Source organism: Flavobacterium sp. 38, from assembly GCF_057799715.1.
Genome location: NZ_JBYNWZ010000001.1, coordinates 262,998 through 286,131, shown reverse-complemented (window position 1 = coordinate 286,131; position 23,134 = coordinate 262,998). Strand labels below are relative to the sequence as shown.

Below are 23,134 nucleotides of genomic sequence, written 5' to 3'. Positions count from 1 at the left end.
GCTTCGACTCCGCTCAGCCTGACAAACGAAATTACTCGTTCTCAGAATTTTCTTTTTCTTCCGATTTCTGAGAATGCTCTTTCTTAAAACTTTCGTACCATTTTTCAATCGAAGGATAAACAAAAGCAGCTACTTTTTTCACGGGATTATAAAAAACGTATGAATCCAGAGTTTCCTTTTTAGCAAAAGTGTTATTGAAGTTTATTTTTTCGAATAAAGCAATGAAAATACTCAAGATCAGAATCGTTTTTAAAACCCTGAAAAATCCGCCTCCAAGTTTGTTCATCCAGCCTAACATGGCGAAATCGGCAATTCCGGTTAAGATTTTCGCTAAAAAATAAACACCGATTACAACGAGAATAAAAGTCAGGATAAAAGCGGTGATCTGAATATTAGTCGGATTCCAAGACACGTGTTTTGAAATCATTCCTGTCATTAAAGAAGAAAATTTAATGGCAAGGTAAATCCCTAAAAGCAACGAAATAAAAGAAGCGACTTCTACAAAAAGTCCGTTTTTGATGCCTTTATATAAACTATAGCACAAAAGTACGGCAACAATAATATCAAAAAAACTCATGTTCTGGTTTGGTGTTTAATGTGGTGCAAAGATAGATTTTTTTAGTGACAGAGGTTCAAAGTGGCAAAGTGACAAAGGGTTTTTCTTTGGGATGGATTTTTTTTCAGGGGCAGAGGTTCAGAGGGGCAAAGTGACAAAGGTTTTCTTTGGGATGGAATTTTAAACACATAGCTATGTTTGTTTAAAATAAGTGAAACGCCTTTTTGTGTATGCTAAATCCTATGATTCTATGTGTTTAAAAACAACTACAACGCATATATATGCATTATATGTAAAGAGTATGTATCTTTGCGACTTCATATTTTAGAGTTCAGATTGCAGTTTCGATATTTTTAGAAATATTCAAATCACTTCGCAATCTAAAATCTACAATCAAAAATCATAAATTAAAATGTCCAGAGATACACAATTAAAAGAGCGATGGGAAAAGCTCGTTGATATACTTTCTAATCAATTTTCGCAAGGCGAAGATTTAGATTTAGATGCCATAATTTACCTAATCGGAGTTCAGGAATACGGAAAAGTACACCGTGAATACAAAAAAGACGAAAAACTGAACTTAATGCACATCGCAATCTGTCGATTATTAGAGCCATATGGATTTTACGAATTCGAATATTTTGATGAAGAAGGATGGCCACATTATAAAGTTAAAGAAGAATTACCGCCTTTAAAAGCGGGAGAACAATCGGTTTTGATGAAAGAAGCGATTGTAAATTATTTTTTAGAAAGAAAATTAATAGATTAGTGTTCAGAAATCAGTTTTTTAGTGTTCAGTATTTTGAACTAAATAACTAATGCAAACTGAATTTAACTTCTGCCTGTTTTAATTGTTGAAAAACATTTAAAGAAGGAAACTTTGAACTTTAAACATTAAACTTTAAACAAAATACTTAAATTTGTATTCTCAAGCATTGGAGGAAAATGATAGACAAGATAAAACAACACATAGAGGAAGCAAAAGCCTTTAATGAAAAAAACAAAGAATCTTTAGAGAAGTTCCGTATTAAATATTTAGGAAGTAAAGGTTTAGTAAAAGAACTTTTCAATGAGTTTAAAAATATTCCGAACGACCAGAAAAAAGATTTTGGACAAGTAATGAATACTTTGAAAGCGGTTGCTGAAGAAAGAGTAAAATCGATTCAGGAAGAGCTTGAAAGTAAAGAAGAATCAAAAGGAATTTTTGGTGATTTAACGCGTGCGGCAGAACCGGTAATTATTGGTTCTCGTCATCCTATTTCAATTGTTAAAAATCAGATTATTGATATTTTTGCAAATATCGGATTCAACGTTTCTGAAGGTCCAGAAATCGAAGACGACTGGCATAACTTTACCGCATTAAACTTGCCGGAATATCACCCAGCGCGTGATATGCAGGATACATTTTTTATTCAGACAAACCCTGACGTGTTGTTGCGTACGCATACATCATCTGTTCAGGTGCGTTATATGGAAAATCACAAACCGCCAATTCGTACCATTTCTCCAGGACGTGTTTTCCGTAACGAAGCGATTTCGTCTCGTTCGCACTGTATTTTCCATCAAGTGGAAGGATTGTACATTGACAAAGATGTTTCTTTCGCCGATTTGAAACAAACGTTGCTTTATTTCACTAAAGAAATGTTCGGAAAATCTAAGATTCGTCTTCGTCCGTCGTATTTCCCTTTTACAGAACCAAGTGCCGAAATTGATATTTATTGGGGACTAAAAACAGAAACCGATTATAGAATCACTAAAGGAACGGGCTGGTTGGAAATTGGAGGTTGCGGAATGGTAGATCCAAACGTTTTGAAAAACTGTGATATCAACCCAGACGAATACAACGGTTTTGCTTTCGGAATGGGAGTAGAGCGTATCGCGATGCTTTTGTACCAAATTGGCGATATCCGTATGTTCTACGAAAATGATGTTCGTTTCTTAGAGCAGTTTAAAGCCAACATATAATTTTAGATTTCTGATTTTAGATTTTAGATTATTCTAAATCTTTAATCATTTATAATAACAAACCTTTGTTGAAGTCTAGGCTTTGACAAAGGTTTTTAAAATTTAATAAAAATGAAAAAAGATATAATTATTCCAGAAGTTGAAAACGTATTTCTTGCAGCAGTGCAGGAATGGAGCGACGATTTTATGGAAAAAGTGTGGTATGCATATTTAGTAAACGACAGCGACTTTAATCTAGACAGCGTAATGGTAGTTTCGAAAGCTTTCGGAACTATAGACGGCGAAATGAAAAAAACATCGATTCTGCGTCACGCTTTTGTTGAGGTTCCGTCTGTTTCGGTTGTAAAAATCGAACTGGTGGAGAAAAGCCTTTTAGCATTAAATAACGAATTCATGGTGACTTTCTTTATCGGAAATACTTTGTACGATAAGAAGTTCACTTTTAAAGCCAATTCGCTTGACGAAAACAATACAGAAGAAGTGCCGATTTTGTTTGTTGAGGGAGTGATGGTTAAGTAGTGTTCAGTGTTCAGATTTTTAGTGTTCAGCTGTAACTTGAAATAAAAAAAAGTCAGAAATAATCTTATTTCTGACTTTTTTTATTTATTATTTTAGAGATAACTGATCACTAAAAATCTGAATACTGAATACTAATCTAGAGACTCCGTCAATTTTCTAAATACAGATTTTGCATCTTTACCTTCATATAAAACTGCATAAACCGCATCGATAATTGGCGTTTTAGCACCATAACCCTGATTTAATTTATAAGCACTTTTTGTCGCATAATAACCTTCGGCAACCATGCTCATCTCCATCATTGCAGATTTTACGGTGTAGCCTTTTCCGATCATATTTCCGAACATTCTGTTTCTAGAGAAAACCGAATATCCTGTAACCAATAAATCGCCCAAATAAGCTGAATCGTTAATGTTACGTTTCATTTTATGCACTTTTCTAATGAATTTCTTCATTTCGCGAATCGCATTACTCATTAAAACCGACTGAAAGTTATCTCCATAACCCAAACCGTGAGCAATTCCTGCAGCAATAGAGTAGATGTTTTTCAGCATTGCAGCATATTCAGTTCCGATAATATCGTCTGAAATTTTAGCTTTAATATAGTTTCCAGAAAGTGTTTTAGCAACCGTTTTAGCTTTGTCGGGATCACCGCAGGCAATTGTTAAGTACGAAAGTCTTTCTAAAGCGACTTCCTCTGCGTGGCAAGGTCCTGTAATTACGCCAATATTGTAATATGGAATATCGTATTGAATGTGGAAATGTTCGCCGACAATTAAACTTGTTTCAGGAACAATTCCTTTAATAGCAGAAAAAATGATTTTATCAGCCAAAGAAACCGTCATGTTTTTTAATTCGGCATCAAGGAAAGCAGACGGAATTGCAAAGATGATATAATCTGCATATTCTATCGCCTCGTTTATATTGTTGGTTAATTTGAGTTTTTTAGTATCAAATTCAACAGAACTTAAGTAGTTTGGATTGTGTTTGTACTTCTGAAGGTGCTCTATAGCAGCATCATTGCGCATGTACCACGAAATTTCGGAAAGATTTACACACAACATTTTAGCAATTGCCGTTGCCCAACTTCCACCACCAATCACTGCAAATTTTAAATTTTCGCTCATTATTTTAATAATTTAAAACAAAAGTACTTAATAATGTGCTAATAAAGCAAAATCTGTTTTAAGAAATTTTGAAAAATGGCTTTAATTGCAATGACTTTCAAGAAGTTTAAGAATAAAATATTTTTTTTGAATAGCCAACAATAAAACCATTTAGCTCACGTTATAAAAGATTATAAATTAGAATTTTAATGAATTTAAAAAAAATTGAGTTAGTTAGTTTTGTTTTAGTATTTTGAAAAGGCGTTCCTAAACTTGTTAAGAACGCCTTTTTTATTGAAATTCCAATTTTGAAATTCCAAATTCCAATTTGAAATACCAAGTTTATTCAAAATAAAAAAAATCCAAATTCCAAAATGTAGATAATCTTGGAATTTGGAATTTTTAAAATTTGGAATTTATATTTTAGTAGCTAAGCTCCACAATAGATCTAACTTTATCTAAAGTCACCAATTGATTTTCTCCTAAACCTTTCCAACCTCTTTCTTCAAAACGATTTACGATAAAATCGGCTGTTTTTGAATAGTCTTCTGTGTATTGAGAAAGTTTAGTGTCCATTCCCATGGTATGGAAAAATTCTACGGTTTTATTGATCGCTTCTTTTGCAACTTCTTCGTCAGACCCTATTAGATTAAAAATTCGTCTTCCGTATTGTGCTAATTTCGCTTTTTTAGTTTCGAACATTACATGATACAAACTTGGTCCAATAATCGCTAAAGTTCTTGCGTGATCAATTTCGTAAAGTGCTGTTAATTCGTGGCCAATCATGTGTGTTGCCCAATCGCTTGGAACACCTTTCTGGATTAATCCGTTAAGAGCCATCGTACAGCTCCACATAAAGTTGGAAGCCAAGGTATAATCGGTTGGATTTTCTACAACACCTGGACCAACTTCAATTAAAGTCTGTAAAATTCCTTCGGCGATTCTGTCTTGAAGAAAAGCATCAGTTGGGTAGGTTAAATATTGTTCCATAACGTGTGTGTAAGCATCTACAACACCGTTTTGGATTTGTCTTTTTGGTAAAGAAGCAATTACTGCCGGGTCGCAAATAGAGAATTTAGGGAATAAAGCGCTTCCGCCAGAAGATAATTTTTCCTGAGTCGCTTCGATTGTTACCACATATCCAGAATTCATTTCGCTTCCCGTTGCCGGAAGTGTCAGAACAGTTCCGAATGGCATGGCATTTTCTTTAATCAAGATTCTTTTTTGAAGAATGTCAATTGGATTTCCTTCAAAGTTAACAGCGCCTGAAATGAATTTGACACCATCAATAACAGATCCGCCTCCAACGGCCAAAATAAAGTCGATTTTTTCTGCTTTAATTACATCAACAGCTTTCATTAAAGTTTCAAATCTCGGATTTGGCTCAATTCCGCCAAATTCAACAATTTCAAAACCTTTTAAATTTGCGATTACCTGATCGTAAATTCCGTTTTTAAAAATACTTCCGCCGCCATAAGCCAAAAGCACTTTTGCGTTTTTTGGGACTAAAGTCGAAAGTTTTTCTATTTGTCCTTTTCCGAAAACTAAATTTGTCGGATTGTATAATTCGAAGTTTAGCATTTTTTTTTAAGGTTCTAAGATGCTAAGATTCTGAGGTTCTAAGTTTTTAATTAGAACGTAGATTTCAGAAACTTAACATCATAATTATTTAATTACTTTTTGTTTTTTGATTTTGTGGTTGGTTTTAAGTTGCTAAGAAAAAACCTTAGAAGCTTAGCAACTCAGAACCTTAGTAGCTTACTATTTATTTAGTTTGACTAATAATTTTCCAGCTACCAATTTTGATGAAGCTGGATTTTGACCAGTTATTAAAAGTCCGTCTTCAACGGCGTAAGGAGCCCAGTTTGGTCCTTTAGAAAAAATTCCTCCTTCGGATGCCAAAGCATCTTCTAACAAAAACGGAACTACTTTCGTTAAACCAACTGCTTCTTCTTCATCATTGGTAAAACCAGTTATTTTTTTGCCTTTTACTAAATATTCACCGTTTACTTTTACGTTTTTTAAAACTGCTGGTGCGTGACAAACAAAAGCAACAGGTTTATTATGTGTGTAAAAAGATTCGATTAAATTGATTGAATTTCTGTCTTCAACCAAATCCCAAAGCGGGCCGTGACCTCCAGGATAAAAAACAGCATCATAATCTTTTTGATCAACAGTCGAAAGTTTTAAAGTGTGTTTTAATTTTTCTTGTAAAACTTTATCGGCGTCAAAACGTTTTGTGTCTTCTGTTGCCGAAGCTGGATCGGCACTTTTTGGGTCAATTGGCGGTTGTCCTCCTAGCGGAGAAGCAATGGTAATTTCGACTCCTTGATCTAATAATTCGTAATAAGGTGCAGCAAATTCTTCTGACCAAAATCCTGTTTTTTCTCCTGTATTGCCCAGTTTATCATTGCTGGTGACAACAAATAATACTTTTTTCATACTTTTCTTTTTTGATTTTTGAGCCTCGGCAGAAATACTTACGGCTGTAAATGCAGTTATTGCGAATAGCGCTAATTTTTTCATGAATATTAAATTTTGAACAAATTTACGGCTAATGTGATATCAGTAAAAATAAATTAAACTATGTTTGTTATAAATATATTTATATCATGGTAAATCTAGAATGGTACAGAACTTTTAAAGCAGTTTACAAAAACGGTAATTTTTCAGTGGCTGCGAAGGAATTATTTATGAGTCAGCCTGCGGTTAGTCAGCAGATTTCAATGCTTGAAGCGCACGTTGGTAATAAATTATTTAATCGGAAATCAAAAGGCGTTGAACCAACGGAGTACGCTAAGTTACTGAATAATTTGATAATAGATGCACTCGATCGTCTTGAAAGTGTTGAAACTGGTTTTCGTGCAAAAGCAGAAGATGCGAACCGATTAATTTCGGTTGGAATTTCAAAACATCTTTTTGATTGTGTGGGGAATCTGCTGATTTCAAAGTTTGATATGATCGATTTTACTTTTGCAGAAAACGATGAACTTTTTGCCTTGGTCGATTCGAAAAAATTGGATTTTGCCATAACGACTAAAAGGTTTGATACTTTTGATACGACTTATGAAATAGTGGGAAAGATTAAACTCATTATGGTTGCTCCATCAAGTTTAGACATTACAGAATTCCGCAATCGCTTAAAAGCAGATAATTATACTGGAATTGAACAATGGCTCAACGAGCAAAAATGGTACAGTCATGATGCGAGAATTCCGCATATCAAATTATTCTGGCTGCATGCTTTTAATAAAAAGCGACCTTCAATGGTGCCTAATTATATTATTCCTTCAGAATCTGAAATGCTTAGGCTTTTAGCTAAAAATGAAGGCGTTGCAGTAACATGGAATTGTAATGCAAGAAATTATATTAAAGAAAATAAGCTCCAGTTAGTATGGAACAGCTTTCACGTTCCCGAAGAATTTGTGTATTTGTTAGCGCCAAAAAATAATAATGTGAAATCAATATTCGATACAATAGAAAAAGAACTTAAACTGTTTTTTGGAAATCGATTATAGTTTTTTAGCCACTAATTACACAAATTCGCACGAATTGATTTTTAGATATTCTAAAGAAAAAATTAGTGAAATTAGTGCCAAACCTTTTTGATTATGGAAAATCTACAAAATATTAGAGTTGCAGTTGATGCTATTGTTTTTGGGTATCAAAACGGTCAATTGTATGTGCTTTTAATTCAGCAGAAATTCGGTTCGGCAGAATCGTATTGGGCATTGCCAGGCGGATTAGTCAAAAATGATGAATCACTTAACGACGCTGTAAAACGGGAACTCAAAGAAGAAACCAATGTCGAAGTAAACTATTTCGAACAATTGTTTACGTTTGGCGATGATATAACACGAGATCCAAGAAACCGTGTGATTTCTGTGGCTTATTTTGCATTGGTCGATCCTTCGAAACTTGAGATAAAAGCAGATTCAGATGTTGATAAAGTGCAATGGTTTCAAATAAATGAAATTCCGAAACTAGCTTTTGATCATAATTTAATCCTTAAAAAAGCGATTGAAAGATTGAAAGCAAAATTAAGTTACGAGCCAATTGGTTTCGATTTGCTTCCAAAAGAGTTCCTTTTTTCAGAACTCGAAAATCTTTATTGCACCATTTTAGAAAAAGAAATTGAGCGCAGAAACTTCCGAAAAAAAATCCTCAGTTTCGGAATTGTAGAAGAAACAGAAAATTATTCTCCAATAAAAACAGGCCGTCCGGCAAAATTATTTCGATTTAATAAGCTGAAATATAAAGAGTTAATTAAAGAAGGCATTCACTTCGAAATAAAGTTTGCGTAAATTTTACACAAAATAAATTGTTTATTTAAAATTAAATTCTACATTTGCGTATAATTAACGCAAACTATAAAACTATGATACTAAATCTCGACCCAAAATTCGCTCCTTTTCAAAATCAGGAACAAATCAAATTTCAAAGTTTTACTTTTTCTGGAGGAGAACCGCACATCAAAATTGCTCCAGATTTTGATCCAAATCGAAAAGTAACTATTACACATCGATTAAATTCATTCAACGATTTAGGATTATTGTGTGTTACTGTTGATGCATTAAGAAGAATGGATGTGAAGATCATCGATCTTTTTATTCCGTATTTTCCAGCAGCAAGACAAGATCGTGTTATGATTCCAGGCGAACCGTTGTCTGTAAAAGTATATGCAGATATCATCAATGCGATGCAGTTAAATAAAGTTTTTGTTTTTGATGCGCATTCAGAAGTTACTCCGGCTCTTTTAAATAATAGTACAGTAATTCCAAACTATACTTTTATTAAAGAAGTTTTAAATAGAATAGGCGAAAATGTAAAATTGATTTCTCCAGACGGTGGCGCTTTAAAGAAAATCTACAAAGTTTCTGAATTTTTAGGTGGAGTTGAAGTGGTAGAATGTAGTAAAAGCCGTGATGTAAAAACGGGAAAACTATCTGGTTTTAAAGTTTACAATGATGATTTAGAAGGAATGGATTGTTTAATTGTGGATGATATATGTGACGGAGGAGGAACTTTCGTAGGATTAGCCGAAGAACTAAAAAAGAAAAACGCTGGAAAATTATACTTAGCAGTAAGCCACGGAATCTTCAATAAAGGTTTTGAAGTTTTAAACTGCTTCGACGGAATTTTCACAACCAACTCTTTTAAAGATTTTGACGGAGAAAGTGTTCAGGTGATTGGATTAAATCAATTAATATGAAAGTAGTTTATCCAGTCAGTGAAATTGAAGAAAAAGGAATCAAAATATTTCTGGCTGGAACAATCGAAATGGGAAATTCAGCAGATTGGCAGCAAAAAGTAATCGATGATTTCCAGAGTTTTTACAGCGAAAAAGAGATTGTTGTTTTAAACCCAAGAAGAACCAATTGGGATTCTAGCTGGACACAATCTATTGAAAACAAACAATTCAACGATCAGGTCAACTGGGAATTAGATGCTTTAGAAAAATCGGATTTCATTATCATGTTTTTTGATAAAAACTCTAAATCGCCTATTTCGATGCTCGAACTCGGATTGTTTGCCGATTCCAAAAAGATGCTGGTGTGCTGTGAAGAAGGTTTTTGGAGAAAAGGAAATATTGATATAGTCTGCAAACGAAAGGGAATTCCAACTTTCGAAAATTTAGAAGAATTAATAGCAGCATTAAAGAATTTAATCAATTTATAAAAGCCAAAATATGATACTACAAGCCGCAATCGGAGATGCATACGGTGCAGGATTTGAATTTCAGGGATTAGATTATATTATTAAAAACAATGATTTAACCCAATATCATAAACACGGAATGTATACTGAAATCTACAAAAGATACACAGATGATACACAAATGGCCATTGCAATTGCAGAACTTTTATTAGAAGATGATAATTGGAACGAAGTAAAAGTAGCCGATAAATTTGTAGAAGTTTTTCACAGAGATAAAAGAAGAGGTTATTCGGATCGTGTTTATAATGCATTAGATGCCAGTAAAAACGGAAATGACTTTTTAAAAATAATCGATAACAGAAGCAGTGGCAACGGATCTGCGATGCGTGCGTACTCAATTGGTTTGCTAAAAGATATTCCTCAACTACTTGATTTTTGCGAAATTCAAGCCAAAACATCTCATAATACAGCAGAAGGAATCAGCTGTGCAAAAAGAATCGCTTTAGCTGTTCATTTTTACAGATATCAATTGGGTGACAAAAGTTCATTGATCGATTTTATAAACGATACTTTAAAAGAAAAAGAAATCTATAAAGTGACTTCACCAATTGATATGCACGGTTATTTTACGACTCAGGCTGTTATCAAAATTGTTTCTGAAGCCAATTCTATGAAAGATTGTTTGAAAGAAGGAATTGATTTTGGCGGAGACACAGATACTGTAGCTGCTTTGTGTATGGCAATCTTAAGTCACAAAAAAGACTGTGAAAAAACATTGCCAACGTTTCTATACGATGAGTTGGAAAACGGCACTTACGGAAAAGATTTTCTGATTGACCTAGATCATAAATTGACATTAAAGTTTCAAGTTTAAGGTTTCAGGTTAAATGCAGATTCTGAAAAAAATAAATCTATTAACCGTTTCAAGTTTAAAACCAATTTTCAAGTCAAGTACACAACTTGAAACCTGAAACTTGAAACAAAATTTAAACAACCAAAAAGTTATGAGCGACGATTTAAAACCAAGATTTATTGAGTCTTTAAAAAGAAACAATGATCAGATTAGAGAAGACAGAGCCAAAGTAATTGGTGAAGATTCTGAATTAATTTACAGAAGAAGAGTCGAAGATATCGAATTAAAAATCAAAAGACTCGAAAGAGAACAAGAAGGACTGATAGATATTAGCCCGTTGGATAAAAACAGTTTGACCTTTGCCGATTTTCAGCCAGAAACTTTTGTACAGAAAGACATGGAACTTTCGCTGACGATCAGAAATTTAAACATTCAGTTTGAAGTAACAAAAAAGAGATTTGAATATTTATTCGGTAAAAAATATTAGTTATGGGAGGTACAAGATATGATTTCGGTGCTCGCGAAAGCAGAGCAAAAAAAGTAGGTTATGCTAGTAAATCAGCTGCTGAAATTTTTACACAGAATGCGTTACACATGGCTCACGAATCGATGAATCCAAACGGAGTGCTTTTTAGAGAAGCCAGAGATTCTGATGTTCATCCAAATACAGTTCCAATCATTTTAGGTTTGGACGTTACAGGAAGTATGGGACATATTCCGCACGAACTGATCAAAGACGGATTGCCAAAATTAATGGGCGGCATTATTCAAGGTGGTGTTCCAGATCCAGCACTTTTATTCTTAGGAATCGGAGACCACGAATGCGACAGATTTCCGCTTCAAGTTGGACAGTTTGAGTCTGGCGACGAAGAATTGGATATGTGGTTAACGAGAACGTACATCGAAGGCGGAGGCGGAGGAAATGCTGGCGAAAGTTATCTTTTAGCATGGTATTTCGCAGCCTTTCATACCAAAACTGATGCATTCGAAAAAAGAGGCCAAAAAGGATTGTTGTTTACTGTTGGTGACGAACCAGGATTGAAAACACTTCCGGCTTCTGCGATCAAAGAAATAATGGGGCAGGGACAACAGACGTATACGCATCTTGAATTGTTAGCAGAAGCGCAAAAACGTTACGATGTATATCATATTAGTGTGTTGCATTCAGGTCAGGCGATTAATGCCGATGTAGAATGGAAAGAATTGCTGGGACAAAACTGCTTATCCATTGAAGACCACAGAGAAATTCCGAATGTAATTAAAAAGATTATCTGCGATAAACACAAAAGTTCTGGATTGGGAACTAAACCAGTTTCTGATTCAAATGATACAGGTTTAGATAATATACAAATGCTTTAGTTTTTTTTAAACACATAGAGACATAGTTTTTTTGTTTCCGAATAAAGAAGATAAAAAGAAACTAGTTTCTAACACATAGCTATGTGAATTGAAATGAGTGAAACGCCTTTTATACGTTCCTAAAAGCTATGATTCTATGTGTTTAAGAAAAAAATATCCGCAAAAAAATAACAAAATGAAATTATTTGTAATAGGAAATGGATTCGACATTAGTCACAATATACCGTGTAGGTATTCTGATTTTTACGATTATCTCAATGAAAATAGAGGAGATGTATTAGAAATAATGGAGAGATTCTACTCAATAGATAGTGATTCTGATTTGTGGTCTGACTTTGAAAAAAGTTTGGAGGAAGATATAATTTATGATACGTTATCAGAAATTATTGGTGAAAACGTTCCTAGTTTTGGCTCTGATGATTTTAGTGATGGAGATTGGTATAATGCAGAAATTTACGTGGAACAGGAATGTGAAGAATTATTAGAAAATATTCGGTCGGGATTTGAAGAATGGATTGAATCCTTAGAAGTTTCACAAGTAAATAAAGTTTATAAATTGGATGCGTCTTCATACTTTATAACTTTTAACTATACACAGGTATTGGAGCAGATATATAAAATTTCAGAATCAAATATTTTACATATTCATAATAAAGTTGGAGAAGAATTGATCTTTGGACACGGAAAAAAAACAGAAGACTTTAATGTTAAACAAGCATTATATGGAGATGAAAATGCCTTTTTAACAACAGATGAATATGGAAATATTGAATCGAGTGAAATAGGGCACGAACAATTTGCGGAAAATGCGGTTTCTACATTTTACGATATGATGAGAAAACATACTGAAGAAATTATACAAAATCATTCTACATTTTTTAATAATATTTCAAAAGTCGATGAAGTTATCGTTTTAGGGCATTCTTACAATGAAATAGATTTTCCATACTTTAAAGAAATAGCAAAATTAGTTGATAAAAAAACAAAATGGACTTTGTCTTACTTTTCAGATGAAGACAAGCAAGCTGCTAAAAAAATAATGGAAGAACTTAAAATAATAAAAAGTTTGCAAGAATATAAATATTGCAACGAGTTAAAAATTGAAGATACTCAACTAAAATTATTGTAAACAAAGAAAAGAACAAGATGTAAAAGACGTTCAAAAATTATCCGCAAAAAAATAACAAAATGAAAACAGCACAAATAGTTATAGGTTTAGGATTTGGTGATGAAGGAAAAGGCATAACAACAGATTTTCTGGCAAAGCAAAACCCTGAATCTATAGTTATTCGCTTTTCGGGAGGACAGCAGGCCGCGCACACGGTTATGATCGACGATAGAAAACACGTGCATTCGAGTTTTGCAAGTGGAGCGCTTCGTGGTCTTCCATCTTATTACAGTGAGCATTGCACGATTCATCCGCTTTTTTTATTCAACGAAAGAGAAGAATTAAAGGAAAAAAATGCTAATCTGGATTTATACATTCATCCGTTAGCAAAAGTCACAACCCCTTTTGACGTCTGGCACAATAGAGGAAATGTCCGAAACATCGAAAACGGAACCTGCGGAAAAGGTATCGGTTCGACGATGAAAAGAAACGAAGGTCCGTACAAATTATTCGCCATCGATTTGATTGCGCCGCGCGAAATGCTTTTAGAAAAACTAAATCAGATCGCATATTATTATGGCTTTTTAAATGAAAGCGGAATTGATGAAGAAGTGGAACGTTATCTGGAAGCGATTGATAATTTACAATGGAATATTGTTGATTATACTTTCCTAAACAAGTATGAAAATCTAATTTTTGAAGGAAGCCAAGGAATTCTATTAGACATGGATCACGGTGTTTTTCCGAATGTGACTTATGCAAATACCACTTCAAAAAATGCAATTGAAATTTGTAATAAACTGAAGATTGAAGATATCGATATTTATTACGCAACCAGAAGTTACACCACACGACACGGAAATGGCTGGATGCCGAATGAAGGAGAATTACAATTAAAAAACAACGAAGAAGAAACTTGTGTTTTTAACGAATTCCAAAAGGATTTGCGTTTTGGAGCTCTCGATTATAATTTGTTGAATTACGCTCTTCAACTCGATGCAGCTTACAGCCCAATGGCAAAACGAAATTTGGTTGTAACCTGTATGGATCAGCTGGAAGAGCAAAATTATGAGTTCGAAAGTCTCACAACAGAGTTTGCAGCAATCTACGGATCGTTTTCACCCGATTCCAAAGATTTCAAAAACATTACTTCTTTATACCAATAAATAAAAAAATGAAATACAACATAGAAAATATAGCTCCAGAAAGTAAATTTTTGTTTTTCTGGGGACACCAGCCAACTAAAGACGGAAGCATTTCTAAAACCTGTTTCAGCCAATGGTGGTTAAGTTCTTTTGAAGTAGAAAATGTCACTTACAAAACAGCTGAACATTGGATGATGGCGAAGAAAGCCGAAATATTTAACGATCAGGAGATTTTAGCTAAAATTATAGCATGTAAATCTCCAGCTGAAGCTAAAAAACTGGGCAGAAAAGTTAGAAATTATGATGATAAAGTTTGGTTAGAAAATCGATTTGAAATCGTAAAACTAGGAAACTACCATAAATTCAGTCAAAACCCAAACTTGAAAGAATTCCTTATAAACACCAATGACCGAATTTTAGTAGAAGCTAGTCCCGTAGATCCAATTTGGGGAATCGGAATGGCAAGCGATCATACTGATGCTAGTCACCCTGAAAAATGGAAAGGATTGAATTTGCTAGGTTTCGCTTTGATGGAGGTTAGGGATGAATTGAAATAATTTGATTCGGATTCATTAAGGTTGTTCCGTTAGGAACAATTCATCGGTAGAAAAATATTGATAAATTGGATTAACGTTCCATCGGAACGTTTGATTAAAATGAATAAAAAATGCATTGCAAGGTTTATTTGAAAAATTATCGATAAAATTTAAAATCGAATAACTAGCAAAACAATAAACCATAGAGTTTACTTTATAGTTTTTAAATTTTTCTCATTGCAAACACACTAAAAAAGAAATAAAAATTAAACGAATTATAGAATCCCAAAGATGTTTCATTGGAACATTTGATTGATAAGAAGACAAAAGATGAATGAAAAAATAGCAAAAAGCGTCAGCAAGTTTTTGAGCCTGGTGCTGCGACATTCGCCTGAAACTATCGGATTAAAATTAGACGAAAATGGATGGGCAGATGTCGATGAATTAATTGTAAAATGTAATAAAAAAGGAAATCAACTTGATGTAGAACTTTTGAATTACGTTGTAGAAAATAATGACAAAAAGCGTTTCGCTTTTAACGAAGATAAAACCAAAATCCGTGCAAGTCAGGGGCATTCGATTTCTGTCGAATTAAATTTAGCAGAAGCAGAACCTTTAGAATATCTATATCACGGAACAGTTGGCAAATTCATGGAAAACATTCGCAATGAAGGTCTGAAAAAAATGAGCCGTCAGCACGTGCATTTGAGCAAAGACAAAGAAACGGCAACAAAAGTAGGAAGCCGAAGAGGAGTGCCACAAATCTTAACCATAAGAAGTGGAGCTATGCATAAAGATGGATTTATATTTTATTTATCCGAGAATAATGTCTGGTTGACGGATGAGGTTCCTGCGAAATATATTGAATTTTAAAAATGAAAAAAACACTTGTTTTTGGAGATATCCACGGAGGTTTAAAAGCCTTGATTCAGTTATTGGAAAGAATTGATTTATCTGAAAATAACCGATTAATTTTCCTTGGCGATTATGTAGACGGCTGGAGCGAATCGGCACAGGTTATTGATTTTCTTATTGAATTATCAAAAAAACAAGAATGTATTTTTATAAGAGGAAATCACGATGTTTGGTGTCACGAATGGCTGATGAACGATGTTTTAAACGAAATTTGGTTTATGCACGGAGGCGAATCAACCATAAAAAGTTATCAGAATATGGATCTTTCGCGAAAGCAGAAACATCTTGATTTCTTTGTAAATATGAAAGATTACTTCGTCGATGAAAACAACAATTTGTTTATCCATGCTGGTTTTTCATCTATGCATGGACCAGAAAAAGAACATTATCAAAGCAACTTTTCTTGGGATAGAACACTTTGGGAAATGGCTTTAACAATGGATAAAAGAATCAAGAAGGATTCGGTTTTATATCCAAAAAGATTATTGCTTTTTAATGAAATTTATATTGGTCATACGCCAACGCTTCATTACAATATAGAAATCCCAATGCAGGGTTGCAATGTTTGGAATGTTGATACGGGAGCTGGTTTTTATGGAAAACTTACTTGTATGGATATTGAATCAAAAGTTTTTTGGCAAAGTGATGTTGTGCAGACGTTTTATCCGAACGAAAAAGGAAGAAATAAATGATAAAAAATAAAATACAATCAGGTTTACTTGGAGTTGCAATTGGCGACGCTTTAGGAGTTCCGGTTGAGTTTAAATCTAGAGCTTATTTAAAAGAAAACCCAGTTACTGAAATGTTTGGTTTTGGAACGCATCATCAGCCTTTAGGAACTTGGAGTGATGACAGTTCACTTGCTTTTTGTTTAGCCGAAAGTTTAAGTAAAGGTTTTGATTTAAATGATATCGCTAAAAACTTTGTGAGATGGTATAATGCAGATTTATGGACACCGCATGGAAAAGTTTTTGATATCGGAATAGCCACAACGCATGCCATTCTTAATATTTCGAAAGGCCATCAGCCCGATTTATGTGGCGGTTTTTCTGAACAAGACAACGGGAATGGTTCGTTAATGCGTATTTTGCCTTTGGTTTTGTATCTTCAAAACGAAAAAGATATTGAAGTAATTTATCAAAAAGTCAAAGCGGTTTCTTCGATAACTCATGCACATTTTAGATCAATATTTGCTTGTTTTATTTACGTGATTTATTGCTTGGAAATTCTAAAAGAAAAAGATAAGTTCGATGCTTATAAAGGCATGCAGAATGTTCTTTCGAAATTTTTAGAAAATAAAAGTTTTAATCCTCAAGAAATTCAGTTATTTGATAAAGTTTTAAAAACTGATATTTCGAAATATAACGAAAACGAAATACAATCTTCGGGTTATGTTTTGCATAGTTTAGAAGCCAGTATTTGGTGTTTTTTAAATTCAGATTCTTACGAAGAAACAGTTTTAAAAGCCGTAAACTTAGGAGAAGACACCGATACCACAGGAGCGATTGCTGGAGGTTTGGCAGGAATTTATTACGGAATCGATGGAATTCCGGAGAAATGGATAGAGAATTTAGTCAGAGTTGACGATATAAAAGATTTGGCAGAACGCTTGGCGAAAAAATTAATGTAGAAAACAGAGTTATACGAACATTTAAAATAATACCACAAATATATGAACCCACTATTATTAACCGACGGTTACAAAGTTGACCACAGAAGACAATATCCAGACGGAACTACAATTGTATATTCTAACTGGACGCCAAGAAAATCAAGAATTGAAACAGTTGATGAAGTCGTTTTCTTCGGATTGCAGTATTTTATCAAAAAATATATTATTCATGATTTCGAAGAGTATTTTTTCAAAAAGCCAAAAGAAGAAGTGGTTCAGAAATATGCTCGCAGAATCAATAATTATTTGGGGGAAAACCAAGTAGGAACCAAGCATATCGAAGATTTACACGACTTAGGATATATTCCGATGGTTTTTAAAGCATTGCCAGAAGGAGCGAGCGTTCCGTTGAGAGTGCCAATGTTTACGATGTACAATACAATTCCAGAATTTTTCTGGCTGACGAACTATTTCGAAACTTTACTTTCTGCAGTAGTTTGGTTGCCTTGTAATTCTGCTACAATTGCAAAAGAATATAGAAAAGTATTAGATAAATATGCAGCAGAAACTTCTTCTGTACCAGAATTTGTAGATTGGCAGGCGCACGATTTCTCTATGAGAGGAATGGGCGGAATCGAAGCTGCTTTAACTTCTGCAGCAGGACATTTATTAAGTTTTACAGGATCAGATACGATTCCAGTAATTGACTTTTTAGAAGAATATTACAACGCCAATTCAGATCAGGAATTGGTTGCGGGTTCAGTTGCGGCAACCGAGCATTCTGTAATGTGTATGGGAACCACGGAAGGAGAGTACGAAACTTTCAAAAGATTAATTACAGAAGTTTATCCAAAAGGAATTGTTTCTATCGTTTCTGATACTTGGGATTTATGGAAAGTTCTAACAGATTATCTTCCAAGGTTAAAAAATGAAATTGTTTCTAGGGAAGGAAAAGTAGTAATTCGTCCTGACAGCGGTGATCCAGTAGATATCATCTGCGGAAATCCAAACGGAAAAACTGAACAAGAGAAAAAAGGTGTTATCGAATTGCTTTGGGATGTTTTTGGCGGAACCACAAACGATAAAGGATTTAAAGAATTGGTTCCGCAAATTGGAGCAATTTATGGAGACAGTATTACCGTGGCAAGAGCAACTCAAATCTGCGAAAGATTAAAAGAAAAAGGATTTGCCTCTACAAATGTGGTTTTAGGAATCGGTTCTTTTACATACCAATACAATACTAGAGATACTTTTGGTTTTGCCATGAAAGCAACTTACGGAGAAGTGAACGGAGAGGGAAGAGCCATCTTCAAAGATCCAATTACAGACGACGGAACTAAAAAATCGGCTAAAGGATTAATGAAAATTGATTTAATCGATGGCAAGTATCATCTAACGGATAATGTTTCTTGGGAAGAAGAAAAACAAGGAGAATTAAAGGAGGTTTTCAGAGATGGAAAACTTTTGATAGATCAAACTTTGACTGAGATTAGAACAAGAGTAAAAAGCGACGTGAGTATCGAAGCTTAATTATAAACGAAAGCCTGAATTTTTGGATTCAGGCTTTTTTATTTAATTTAAAAAAGAGCCATCGGCTCGAAACATATTGTAGGGCCGGATTTTAATCCGGTCAAAATAATGAGATAAGTTTTTTTGTGAGAGCCATAGGCTCGAATTATGTTGAAGAATATACGTCGTTCCTACGGAACTCTGGATGGTGGTAATTCTAAATCGACGGATTAAAATCCGTCGCTACAAAATAGGTCGTTTCTACGAAACTTTTCTCGATAAAATCTATTGCTATATGTAATTTTTGATAAAGATTGATTAAAAATCAATTGCCTCCAGCTTTAGCTGGAGATGAATAAATGTATGGGCAAAAATGGCTTTAGCCAAAATTGCGAGTTTTTGGCTAAAGCCATGTATTGTTGAAAATAAAAACCTCCAGCTAAAGCTGGAGGCAATTGAAATCAAAAAAATGTTGTTTCTATTTTTTGTAAAAATTATTATGATCAATATATTCCCAAACCTTCGGCGGTAATAATGGCTGAATATTTTTTCCTTCTTTTATATTATTTCGAATAAAAGTCGAAGAAATCTCTACAATTGGCGCATCAATAACATGAATTTTTGGATGCGATTTTAATTCGGTGTTTTCAGGCTCATCTGAAATTCTTGGATACACATAAATATCATGGTTTTCGAGAATCACCTCATAGTTTCTCCATTTATGAAGCGTTTTTAAATTGTCTTCACCCATAATCAAAGAAAACTCGTGATTTGGATATTTCTCTTGTAAATGTGCTAGAGTGATTACGGTATAGCTCGGTTGAGGTAATTTAAATTCGATATCAGACGGTTTTATTTTCGGATAATCTTCTGTTGCCAGAAAAACCATTTGCAAGCGCTGTTGGTCGTCTAATAAAGTCGATTTCTTTTTTAACGGATTATGTGGCGTAACCACCATCCAAATCTGATCTAAATCGGCATATTCTGCCATATGGTTGGCAATAATCAAATGCCCGACATGAATTGGGTTATATGTGCCGAAATAAAGACCTATTTTCATTTTTTGTTGTTTCGCAAAGAGTCGCTAAGATAACACAAAGATTCGCAAAGTTTTATTTCAACTTAGCGAATCTTTGCGTTTTTTCTTTGTGAATCTCTGTGGAATAAAATTACTTGCTTATGAAATCTTTTACCAGTTGATGCGCTTCTTCAAGAGCAACCTCTAAATCATAATTTTTGATAATAACATCAAACTGAGGAGCCGTTGCTAATTCTACAGAAGCTTTTGCAATTCGCATATTGATTTTATCTTCACTTTCTGTAGAGCGCTGTTTTAATCGGCGTTTTAATTCGTCAACACTTGGAGGTTTAACAAAAACCGCTAAAGTTTCTTCTGGAAATTTATGTTTAATGCGAAGACCGCCAACCACGTCAATATCAAAAATCACATTTTTCCCTAAAGCCCAAATTCTTTCAATTTCCGATTTTAAAGTTCCGTAGAAATTATCTCGGTACACTTCTTCCCATTCCAGGAAATCTTCTGCTTTAATGTGTTTTTTGAATTCTTCTAAAGAAATAAAATAATAATCTTTTCCGTGTACTTCCTCACCGCGTGGTGCGCGCGAAGCGGCCGAAATCGAAAATTCAAGATTTAAATCTTCTTGTCCTAATAAGTGTTTTACGATAGTTGTTTTTCCAGATCCTGATGGTGCAGAAAAAACAATTAATTTTCCTTTGTTCATTGTGTGTTTATGTGTGATCTATCTTTAGAAAGAAAATTCTTTTTCCAAGACAGATAATAATTCATTGTATGACATTAACTCGTCAACGGTTGGATAATATTTCAAATAAGATTCTGGATTATCAAATGAAAACCTGTTTTTGTTTTTTCCATTTCTGACATAAACTTTATATCCAATTTCATCTAAAATATGTTTTTTGTTTCTAACTATTCCTCGTTCGCTTCTGTCAAAATCAATATGAGGTTTGTCGAATTTATATCTTATAGTTTCCATACTTGGAAGAAACTCAATGTTTGTTAAAAGTAAATTGAGCCAAATTAATTCTGCATCTTTTGGTTTTAATTTTCCGATATTCTCTTTTGGAAAACGAAATTTATCAATTTTGGTTATTTGCTTTAAAGGAATATCGTAATATGAAATTTCTACAATCCAATTGTTCTCTTTTTCATTATACATTCTAAAGATTACAGTCTTGGCGTTAGTTGATTCTTTATAAATACGAATCTCTTGCTTATATTTTAAAGTATCTGAGATTTCTAATGTTTTGTTTATTTCAGATACTTCTTGTCCAAAGCAATTGAAAATTGTTATAAAGAAGAAAATGAAATAATACTTCATTTTTACAAAACATTCAAAACCTGCTCCTTAATCTTCTCTAATTCATCCTTCATCATCACAACCAATTTCTGCATTTGAGCATGATTAGATTTAGAACCCATTGTATTGATTTCACGTCCCATTTCTTGAGTGATAAAACCCAATTTTCGACCGTTAGCTTCAGAACCATTTAAAGTTTCTAAAAAGTAATCCAAATGGTTTCCTAAACGAACTTTCTCTTCTGTGATATCTAATTTCTCTAAATAATAGATTAATTCTTGTTCAAAACGATTTTCGTCAACGTTCACTTGTAATTCTGAAATTGCAGTTTGCAAACGATCTTTAATAGCCTGTACGCGTTCTGGATCAAGCGCCAAAGTATCATTCATGTATTGACGAATATTTGAAATTCTGAAATTGAATTCTTTTTCAAGTGAACCGCCTTCATCTTTTCTGAAGGTTAAGATGTTTTGAAGTGCCTCGTCAATAATAACCTGAATTTGTTCCCAGTCATTTTCGTCGATTTCTTCACGTTCTGTTTTCAATGTGTCTGGCATACGAACAGCCATTTTCATTAATTCAGTTTCGTCTGCATCAGGATTAACCTCTTTTAATTGTGCAATATAATTTTTTACAACAGGCACATTTACTTTAGTTGAAGTTTGTTCGGCAGTGCTTTCTACATAAATTGCAAAATCGATTTTTCCTCTTTCTAGTTTGGTCGAAATAAGAGTTCGTAATCCAAGTTCCATTTCGCGGTAAAGCGATGGCATTCTTACATTCAAATCTAAACCTTTACTGTTTAGGGATTTTACTTCAACGGTAATTTTTTTTGTAGGCAATTGCAAAGAAGCTTTGCCAAACCCTGTCATAGATTGTATCATATAATTGAGTATAAAGGCGCAAAGATACTAAAAAACTTTACAGCCTAATATTTTAAAAAGGTTTTGGGCGTTCCCTACGGTCGGGCTATCCGCTCCCAATCTTTTTTAGGGCAGAAAAAGCCCTAAAAAAGGATTTCCGCTTCTATCCCTAACGCATCAGAATTCAAGAAAACGTTCTGTGGAATTATTTTGCTAAAACCTTAATAACTTCAGCAACATTTTTCTGACTGTTACCTATGTAAATTTTGCCATCGATAATAAAAACCGGACGACTTAAGAAAGTATAATGTTCTAAAATGTATTTTTTAAAATCGGCTTCTGTAAGCGATTTGTTTTTCAAGTCCATTGATTTGTACAATTGCGCTTTCTTACTGAATAACGCTTCGTAACTTCCTGCAAGTTTGTACATTTCTTCTAGCTGTTCTTCTGTAATTGGGTCTTGGCGAATGTCTTGAAAAACCAAATCGTTTTCTGGTAGACTTTTAATAATTTTTCTGCAAGTGTCGCAAGAGGCTAAGTAATATATTTTGTTCATTGTTTTATGAATTTGTTAGAATGCAAAGAAAATCCATTTGAAACTTAAAAATGACTAATTTTAGAAAAAAAATAAAATTATGAGTTCAGTTTTTGATGTACAAAAAACAATTAGAGAAATTCTTTTAAAAATTTTAGATGGTCATTCGTTAGAACAATTAAACAAGATTCCAGATGGTTTTAGCAACAATATTATTTGGAATATTGGTCATTGTATTTCTTCTCAGCAAGTTTTGGTTTATAAATTATCAGGTCTTCCGACAGTAGTTTCTGAGAATTTTATTGCCAAATATAAAAAAGGAACCAAGCCAGAAGGCGACGTTTCTCAAGCTGAGGTAGACGAGATTAGAACATTGCTTTCGGCAACATTAGAAAAAACAAAAAATGATTTTGAAAGTGGTCTTTTTGTAGATTACCATGAGTATACTACAAGTGTAGGTTTCACGCTTCGCCATGTTCAAGGTGCTTTAGATTTTAATAATTATCATGAAGGGCTTCATACAGGAATAGCAATGGCCATCAGAAAATTGGTTTAA

General features: G+C 33.7%; 27 protein-coding genes. 18 read left to right on the top strand and 9 right to left on the bottom strand.

The window, feature by feature from the left end:
• Positions 1-31: 31 nt before the first annotated feature.
• On the bottom strand, positions 32-577 hold the full coding sequence (locus tag AC3E9W_RS01295) for a CvpA family protein (RefSeq protein WP_488766396.1): 546 nt from the start codon (positions 575-577) through the stop codon (positions 32-34).
• 391 nt (positions 578-968) lie between these two features.
• Here AC3E9W_RS01295 and AC3E9W_RS01290 point away from each other — a divergent pair, with 391 nt between their 5' ends.
• The 3 genes from AC3E9W_RS01290 to AC3E9W_RS01280 all read left to right on the top strand — a co-directional run bounded on the left by AC3E9W_RS01290 (position 969) and on the right by AC3E9W_RS01280 (position 3,040).
• A complete protein-coding gene (locus AC3E9W_RS01290) occupies positions 969-1,325 on the top strand; it encodes a hypothetical protein (protein ID WP_488766394.1) in 357 nt (118 codons plus the stop codon).
• A 176-nt stretch (positions 1,326-1,501) separates the two neighbouring features.
• The gene (gene pheS, locus AC3E9W_RS01285; protein WP_125718092.1) at positions 1,502-2,521 is read left to right on the top strand and encodes a phenylalanine--tRNA ligase subunit alpha; all 1,020 of its coding nucleotides are present in this window, start codon (positions 1,502-1,504) and stop codon (positions 2,519-2,521) included.
• A 111-nt stretch (positions 2,522-2,632) separates the two neighbouring features.
• Complete coding sequence (locus tag AC3E9W_RS01280; protein ID WP_306153606.1) at positions 2,633-3,040, top strand: hypothetical protein; 408 nt, start codon at positions 2,633-2,635, stop codon at positions 3,038-3,040.
• 131 nt (positions 3,041-3,171) lie between these two features.
• Here the strand turns inward: AC3E9W_RS01280 and AC3E9W_RS01275 are convergent, their stop codons facing one another.
• The 3 genes from AC3E9W_RS01275 to AC3E9W_RS01265 all read right to left on the bottom strand — a co-directional run bounded on the left by AC3E9W_RS01275 (position 3,172) and on the right by AC3E9W_RS01265 (position 6,672).
• Positions 3,172-4,167: an NAD(P)H-dependent glycerol-3-phosphate dehydrogenase gene (locus AC3E9W_RS01275; RefSeq protein ID WP_306153604.1), complete on the bottom strand. Its 996-nt coding sequence runs from the start codon at positions 4,165-4,167 to the stop codon at positions 3,172-3,174.
• Between the two features lie 402 nt (positions 4,168-4,569).
• A complete protein-coding gene (locus tag AC3E9W_RS01270) occupies positions 4,570-5,727 on the bottom strand; it encodes an iron-containing alcohol dehydrogenase (RefSeq protein WP_488766391.1) in 1,158 nt (385 codons plus the stop codon).
• Between the two features lie 180 nt (positions 5,728-5,907).
• Positions 5,908-6,672: a type 1 glutamine amidotransferase domain-containing protein gene (locus tag AC3E9W_RS01265; protein WP_488766389.1), complete on the bottom strand. Its 765-nt coding sequence runs from the start codon at positions 6,670-6,672 to the stop codon at positions 5,908-5,910.
• Positions 6,673-6,758: 86 nt separating this feature from the next.
• Between AC3E9W_RS01265 and AC3E9W_RS01260 the strand changes: the two genes are divergently transcribed.
• From AC3E9W_RS01260 to AC3E9W_RS01195, 14 genes are all read left to right on the top strand, one after another.
• Positions 6,759-7,664 carry a LysR family transcriptional regulator gene (locus AC3E9W_RS01260; RefSeq protein WP_488766387.1) on the top strand — a complete coding sequence of 302 codons (906 nt, stop codon included), beginning with the start codon at positions 6,759-6,761 and terminating at the stop codon, positions 7,662-7,664.
• 93 nt (positions 7,665-7,757) lie between these two features.
• The gene (locus AC3E9W_RS01255) at positions 7,758-8,450 is read left to right on the top strand and encodes an NUDIX hydrolase (protein ID WP_306153597.1); all 693 of its coding nucleotides are present in this window, start codon (positions 7,758-7,760) and stop codon (positions 8,448-8,450) included.
• Positions 8,451-8,524: 74 nt separating this feature from the next.
• Positions 8,525-9,358, top strand: a complete 834-nt coding sequence (gene prs, locus AC3E9W_RS01250) for a ribose-phosphate diphosphokinase (RefSeq protein WP_488766385.1) — start codon at positions 8,525-8,527, stop codon at positions 9,356-9,358.
• Entirely contained in the window at positions 9,355-9,825 is a 471-nt protein-coding gene (locus AC3E9W_RS01245; RefSeq protein ID WP_488766383.1) for a nucleoside 2-deoxyribosyltransferase domain-containing protein, read from the top strand. Before prs ends, AC3E9W_RS01245 begins: the two co-directional genes overlap by 4 nt.
• Before the next feature lie 10 nt (positions 9,826-9,835).
• The gene (locus AC3E9W_RS01240; protein ID WP_488766381.1) at positions 9,836-10,678 is read left to right on the top strand and encodes an ADP-ribosylglycohydrolase family protein; all 843 of its coding nucleotides are present in this window, start codon (positions 9,836-9,838) and stop codon (positions 10,676-10,678) included.
• Between the two features lie 130 nt (positions 10,679-10,808).
• Positions 10,809-11,144: a hypothetical protein gene (locus tag AC3E9W_RS01235; RefSeq protein ID WP_488766379.1), complete on the top strand. Its 336-nt coding sequence runs from the start codon at positions 10,809-10,811 to the stop codon at positions 11,142-11,144.
• Between the two features lie 2 nt (positions 11,145-11,146).
• On the top strand, positions 11,147-12,016 hold the full coding sequence (locus tag AC3E9W_RS01230) for a hypothetical protein (RefSeq protein WP_488766377.1): 870 nt from the start codon (positions 11,147-11,149) through the stop codon (positions 12,014-12,016).
• A gap of 175 nt (positions 12,017-12,191) precedes the next feature.
• A complete protein-coding gene (locus tag AC3E9W_RS01225) occupies positions 12,192-13,145 on the top strand; it encodes a bacteriophage abortive infection AbiH family protein (RefSeq protein ID WP_488766376.1) in 954 nt (317 codons plus the stop codon).
• Between the two features lie 59 nt (positions 13,146-13,204).
• Positions 13,205-14,290: an adenylosuccinate synthetase gene (locus AC3E9W_RS01220; RefSeq protein WP_488766374.1), complete on the top strand. Its 1,086-nt coding sequence runs from the start codon at positions 13,205-13,207 to the stop codon at positions 14,288-14,290.
• 8 nt (positions 14,291-14,298) lie between these two features.
• Positions 14,299-14,826, top strand: a complete 528-nt coding sequence (gene ybiA, locus AC3E9W_RS01215) for a riboflavin biosynthesis intermediates N-glycosidase (RefSeq protein ID WP_488766372.1) — start codon at positions 14,299-14,301, stop codon at positions 14,824-14,826.
• A 309-nt stretch (positions 14,827-15,135) separates the two neighbouring features.
• Positions 15,136-15,678 (top strand): RNA 2'-phosphotransferase, encoded by a 543-nt coding sequence (locus AC3E9W_RS01210; protein ID WP_488766371.1) that lies wholly within the window; start codon positions 15,136-15,138, stop codon positions 15,676-15,678.
• Positions 15,679-15,680: 2 nt separating this feature from the next.
• The gene (locus AC3E9W_RS01205) at positions 15,681-16,412 is read left to right on the top strand and encodes a metallophosphoesterase family protein (protein ID WP_488766370.1); all 732 of its coding nucleotides are present in this window, start codon (positions 15,681-15,683) and stop codon (positions 16,410-16,412) included.
• On the top strand, positions 16,409-17,350 hold the full coding sequence (locus tag AC3E9W_RS01200) for an ADP-ribosylglycohydrolase family protein (protein ID WP_488766369.1): 942 nt from the start codon (positions 16,409-16,411) through the stop codon (positions 17,348-17,350). Before AC3E9W_RS01205 ends, AC3E9W_RS01200 begins: the two co-directional genes overlap by 4 nt.
• 42 nt (positions 17,351-17,392) lie before the next feature.
• Positions 17,393-18,862 (top strand): nicotinate phosphoribosyltransferase, encoded by a 1,470-nt coding sequence (locus tag AC3E9W_RS01195; protein WP_488766368.1) that lies wholly within the window; start codon positions 17,393-17,395, stop codon positions 18,860-18,862.
• A gap of 457 nt (positions 18,863-19,319) precedes the next feature.
• Here AC3E9W_RS01195 and nadD read toward each other — a convergent pair whose 3' ends face one another.
• The 5 genes from nadD to AC3E9W_RS01170 form a co-directional block, all read right to left on the bottom strand.
• Complete coding sequence (gene nadD, locus AC3E9W_RS01190; RefSeq protein ID WP_488766366.1) at positions 19,320-19,901, bottom strand: nicotinate (nicotinamide) nucleotide adenylyltransferase; 582 nt, start codon at positions 19,899-19,901, stop codon at positions 19,320-19,322.
• 109 nt (positions 19,902-20,010) lie between these two features.
• Positions 20,011-20,583 carry a guanylate kinase gene (gmk, locus tag AC3E9W_RS01185; RefSeq protein ID WP_125718070.1) on the bottom strand — a complete coding sequence of 191 codons (573 nt, stop codon included), beginning with the start codon at positions 20,581-20,583 and terminating at the stop codon, positions 20,011-20,013.
• Positions 20,584-20,607: 24 nt separating this feature from the next.
• The gene (locus tag AC3E9W_RS01180) at positions 20,608-21,201 is read right to left on the bottom strand and encodes a hypothetical protein (RefSeq protein WP_488766365.1); all 594 of its coding nucleotides are present in this window, start codon (positions 21,199-21,201) and stop codon (positions 20,608-20,610) included.
• Positions 21,202-21,203: 2 nt separating this feature from the next.
• A complete protein-coding gene (locus AC3E9W_RS01175; protein WP_306153575.1) occupies positions 21,204-22,064 on the bottom strand; it encodes a YicC/YloC family endoribonuclease in 861 nt (286 codons plus the stop codon).
• A gap of 184 nt (positions 22,065-22,248) precedes the next feature.
• Positions 22,249-22,599, bottom strand: a complete 351-nt coding sequence (locus AC3E9W_RS01170) for an arsenate reductase family protein (RefSeq protein ID WP_306153573.1) — start codon at positions 22,597-22,599, stop codon at positions 22,249-22,251.
• 79 nt (positions 22,600-22,678) lie between these two features.
• On the opposite strand from AC3E9W_RS01170, the gene AC3E9W_RS01165 reads away from it, so the two are divergent.
• Entirely contained in the window at positions 22,679-23,134 is a 456-nt protein-coding gene (locus tag AC3E9W_RS01165; RefSeq protein WP_488766362.1) for a DinB family protein, read from the top strand.

What these genes read in the sequence shown, in the direction of transcription:
- AC3E9W_RS01205 (WP_488766370.1), top strand. Translation starts at nt 15,681, where the DNA reads ATGAAAAAAACACTTGTTTTTGGAGATATCCACGGAGGTTTAAAAGCC.
- AC3E9W_RS01255 (WP_306153597.1), top strand. Translation starts at nt 7,758, where the DNA reads ATGGAAAATCTACAAAATATTAGAGTTGCAGTTGATGCTATTGTTTTT.
- AC3E9W_RS01210 (WP_488766371.1), top strand. Translation starts at nt 15,136, where the DNA reads ATGAATGAAAAAATAGCAAAAAGCGTCAGCAAGTTTTTGAGCCTGGTG.
- AC3E9W_RS01230 (WP_488766377.1), top strand. Translation starts at nt 11,147, where the DNA reads ATGGGAGGTACAAGATATGATTTCGGTGCTCGCGAAAGCAGAGCAAAA.
- AC3E9W_RS01265 (WP_488766389.1), bottom strand. Translation starts at nt 6,672, where the DNA reads ATGAAAAAATTAGCGCTATTCGCAATAACTGCATTTACAGCCGTAAGT.
- AC3E9W_RS01175 (WP_306153575.1), bottom strand. Translation starts at nt 22,064, where the DNA reads ATGATACAATCTATGACAGGGTTTGGCAAAGCTTCTTTGCAATTGCCT.
- ybiA (WP_488766372.1), top strand. Translation starts at nt 14,299, where the DNA reads ATGAAATACAACATAGAAAATATAGCTCCAGAAAGTAAATTTTTGTTT.
- nadD (WP_488766366.1), bottom strand. Translation starts at nt 19,901, where the DNA reads ATGAAAATAGGTCTTTATTTCGGCACATATAACCCAATTCATGTCGGG.
- AC3E9W_RS01180 (WP_488766365.1), bottom strand. Translation starts at nt 21,201, where the DNA reads ATGAAGTATTATTTCATTTTCTTCTTTATAACAATTTTCAATTGCTTT.
- AC3E9W_RS01220 (WP_488766374.1), top strand. Translation starts at nt 13,205, where the DNA reads ATGAAAACAGCACAAATAGTTATAGGTTTAGGATTTGGTGATGAAGGA.
- AC3E9W_RS01225 (WP_488766376.1), top strand. Translation starts at nt 12,192, where the DNA reads ATGAAATTATTTGTAATAGGAAATGGATTCGACATTAGTCACAATATA.
- pheS (WP_125718092.1), top strand. Translation starts at nt 1,502, where the DNA reads ATGATAGACAAGATAAAACAACACATAGAGGAAGCAAAAGCCTTTAAT.
- AC3E9W_RS01240 (WP_488766381.1), top strand. Translation starts at nt 9,836, where the DNA reads ATGATACTACAAGCCGCAATCGGAGATGCATACGGTGCAGGATTTGAA.
- gmk (WP_125718070.1), bottom strand. Translation starts at nt 20,583, where the DNA reads ATGAACAAAGGAAAATTAATTGTTTTTTCTGCACCATCAGGATCTGGA.
- prs (WP_488766385.1), top strand. Translation starts at nt 8,525, where the DNA reads ATGATACTAAATCTCGACCCAAAATTCGCTCCTTTTCAAAATCAGGAA.
- AC3E9W_RS01290 (WP_488766394.1), top strand. Translation starts at nt 969, where the DNA reads ATGTCCAGAGATACACAATTAAAAGAGCGATGGGAAAAGCTCGTTGAT.
- AC3E9W_RS01260 (WP_488766387.1), top strand. Translation starts at nt 6,759, where the DNA reads ATGGTAAATCTAGAATGGTACAGAACTTTTAAAGCAGTTTACAAAAAC.
- AC3E9W_RS01235 (WP_488766379.1), top strand. Translation starts at nt 10,809, where the DNA reads ATGAGCGACGATTTAAAACCAAGATTTATTGAGTCTTTAAAAAGAAAC.
- AC3E9W_RS01275 (WP_306153604.1), bottom strand. Translation starts at nt 4,167, where the DNA reads ATGAGCGAAAATTTAAAATTTGCAGTGATTGGTGGTGGAAGTTGGGCA.
- AC3E9W_RS01280 (WP_306153606.1), top strand. Translation starts at nt 2,633, where the DNA reads ATGAAAAAAGATATAATTATTCCAGAAGTTGAAAACGTATTTCTTGCA.
- AC3E9W_RS01295 (WP_488766396.1), bottom strand. Translation starts at nt 577, where the DNA reads ATGAGTTTTTTTGATATTATTGTTGCCGTACTTTTGTGCTATAGTTTA.
- AC3E9W_RS01200 (WP_488766369.1), top strand. Translation starts at nt 16,409, where the DNA reads ATGATAAAAAATAAAATACAATCAGGTTTACTTGGAGTTGCAATTGGC.
- AC3E9W_RS01270 (WP_488766391.1), bottom strand. Translation starts at nt 5,727, where the DNA reads ATGCTAAACTTCGAATTATACAATCCGACAAATTTAGTTTTCGGAAAA.
- AC3E9W_RS01165 (WP_488766362.1), top strand. Translation starts at nt 22,679, where the DNA reads ATGAGTTCAGTTTTTGATGTACAAAAAACAATTAGAGAAATTCTTTTA.
- AC3E9W_RS01195 (WP_488766368.1), top strand. Translation starts at nt 17,393, where the DNA reads ATGAACCCACTATTATTAACCGACGGTTACAAAGTTGACCACAGAAGA.
- AC3E9W_RS01170 (WP_306153573.1), bottom strand. Translation starts at nt 22,599, where the DNA reads ATGAACAAAATATATTACTTAGCCTCTTGCGACACTTGCAGAAAAATT.
- AC3E9W_RS01245 (WP_488766383.1), top strand. Translation starts at nt 9,355, where the DNA reads ATGAAAGTAGTTTATCCAGTCAGTGAAATTGAAGAAAAAGGAATCAAA.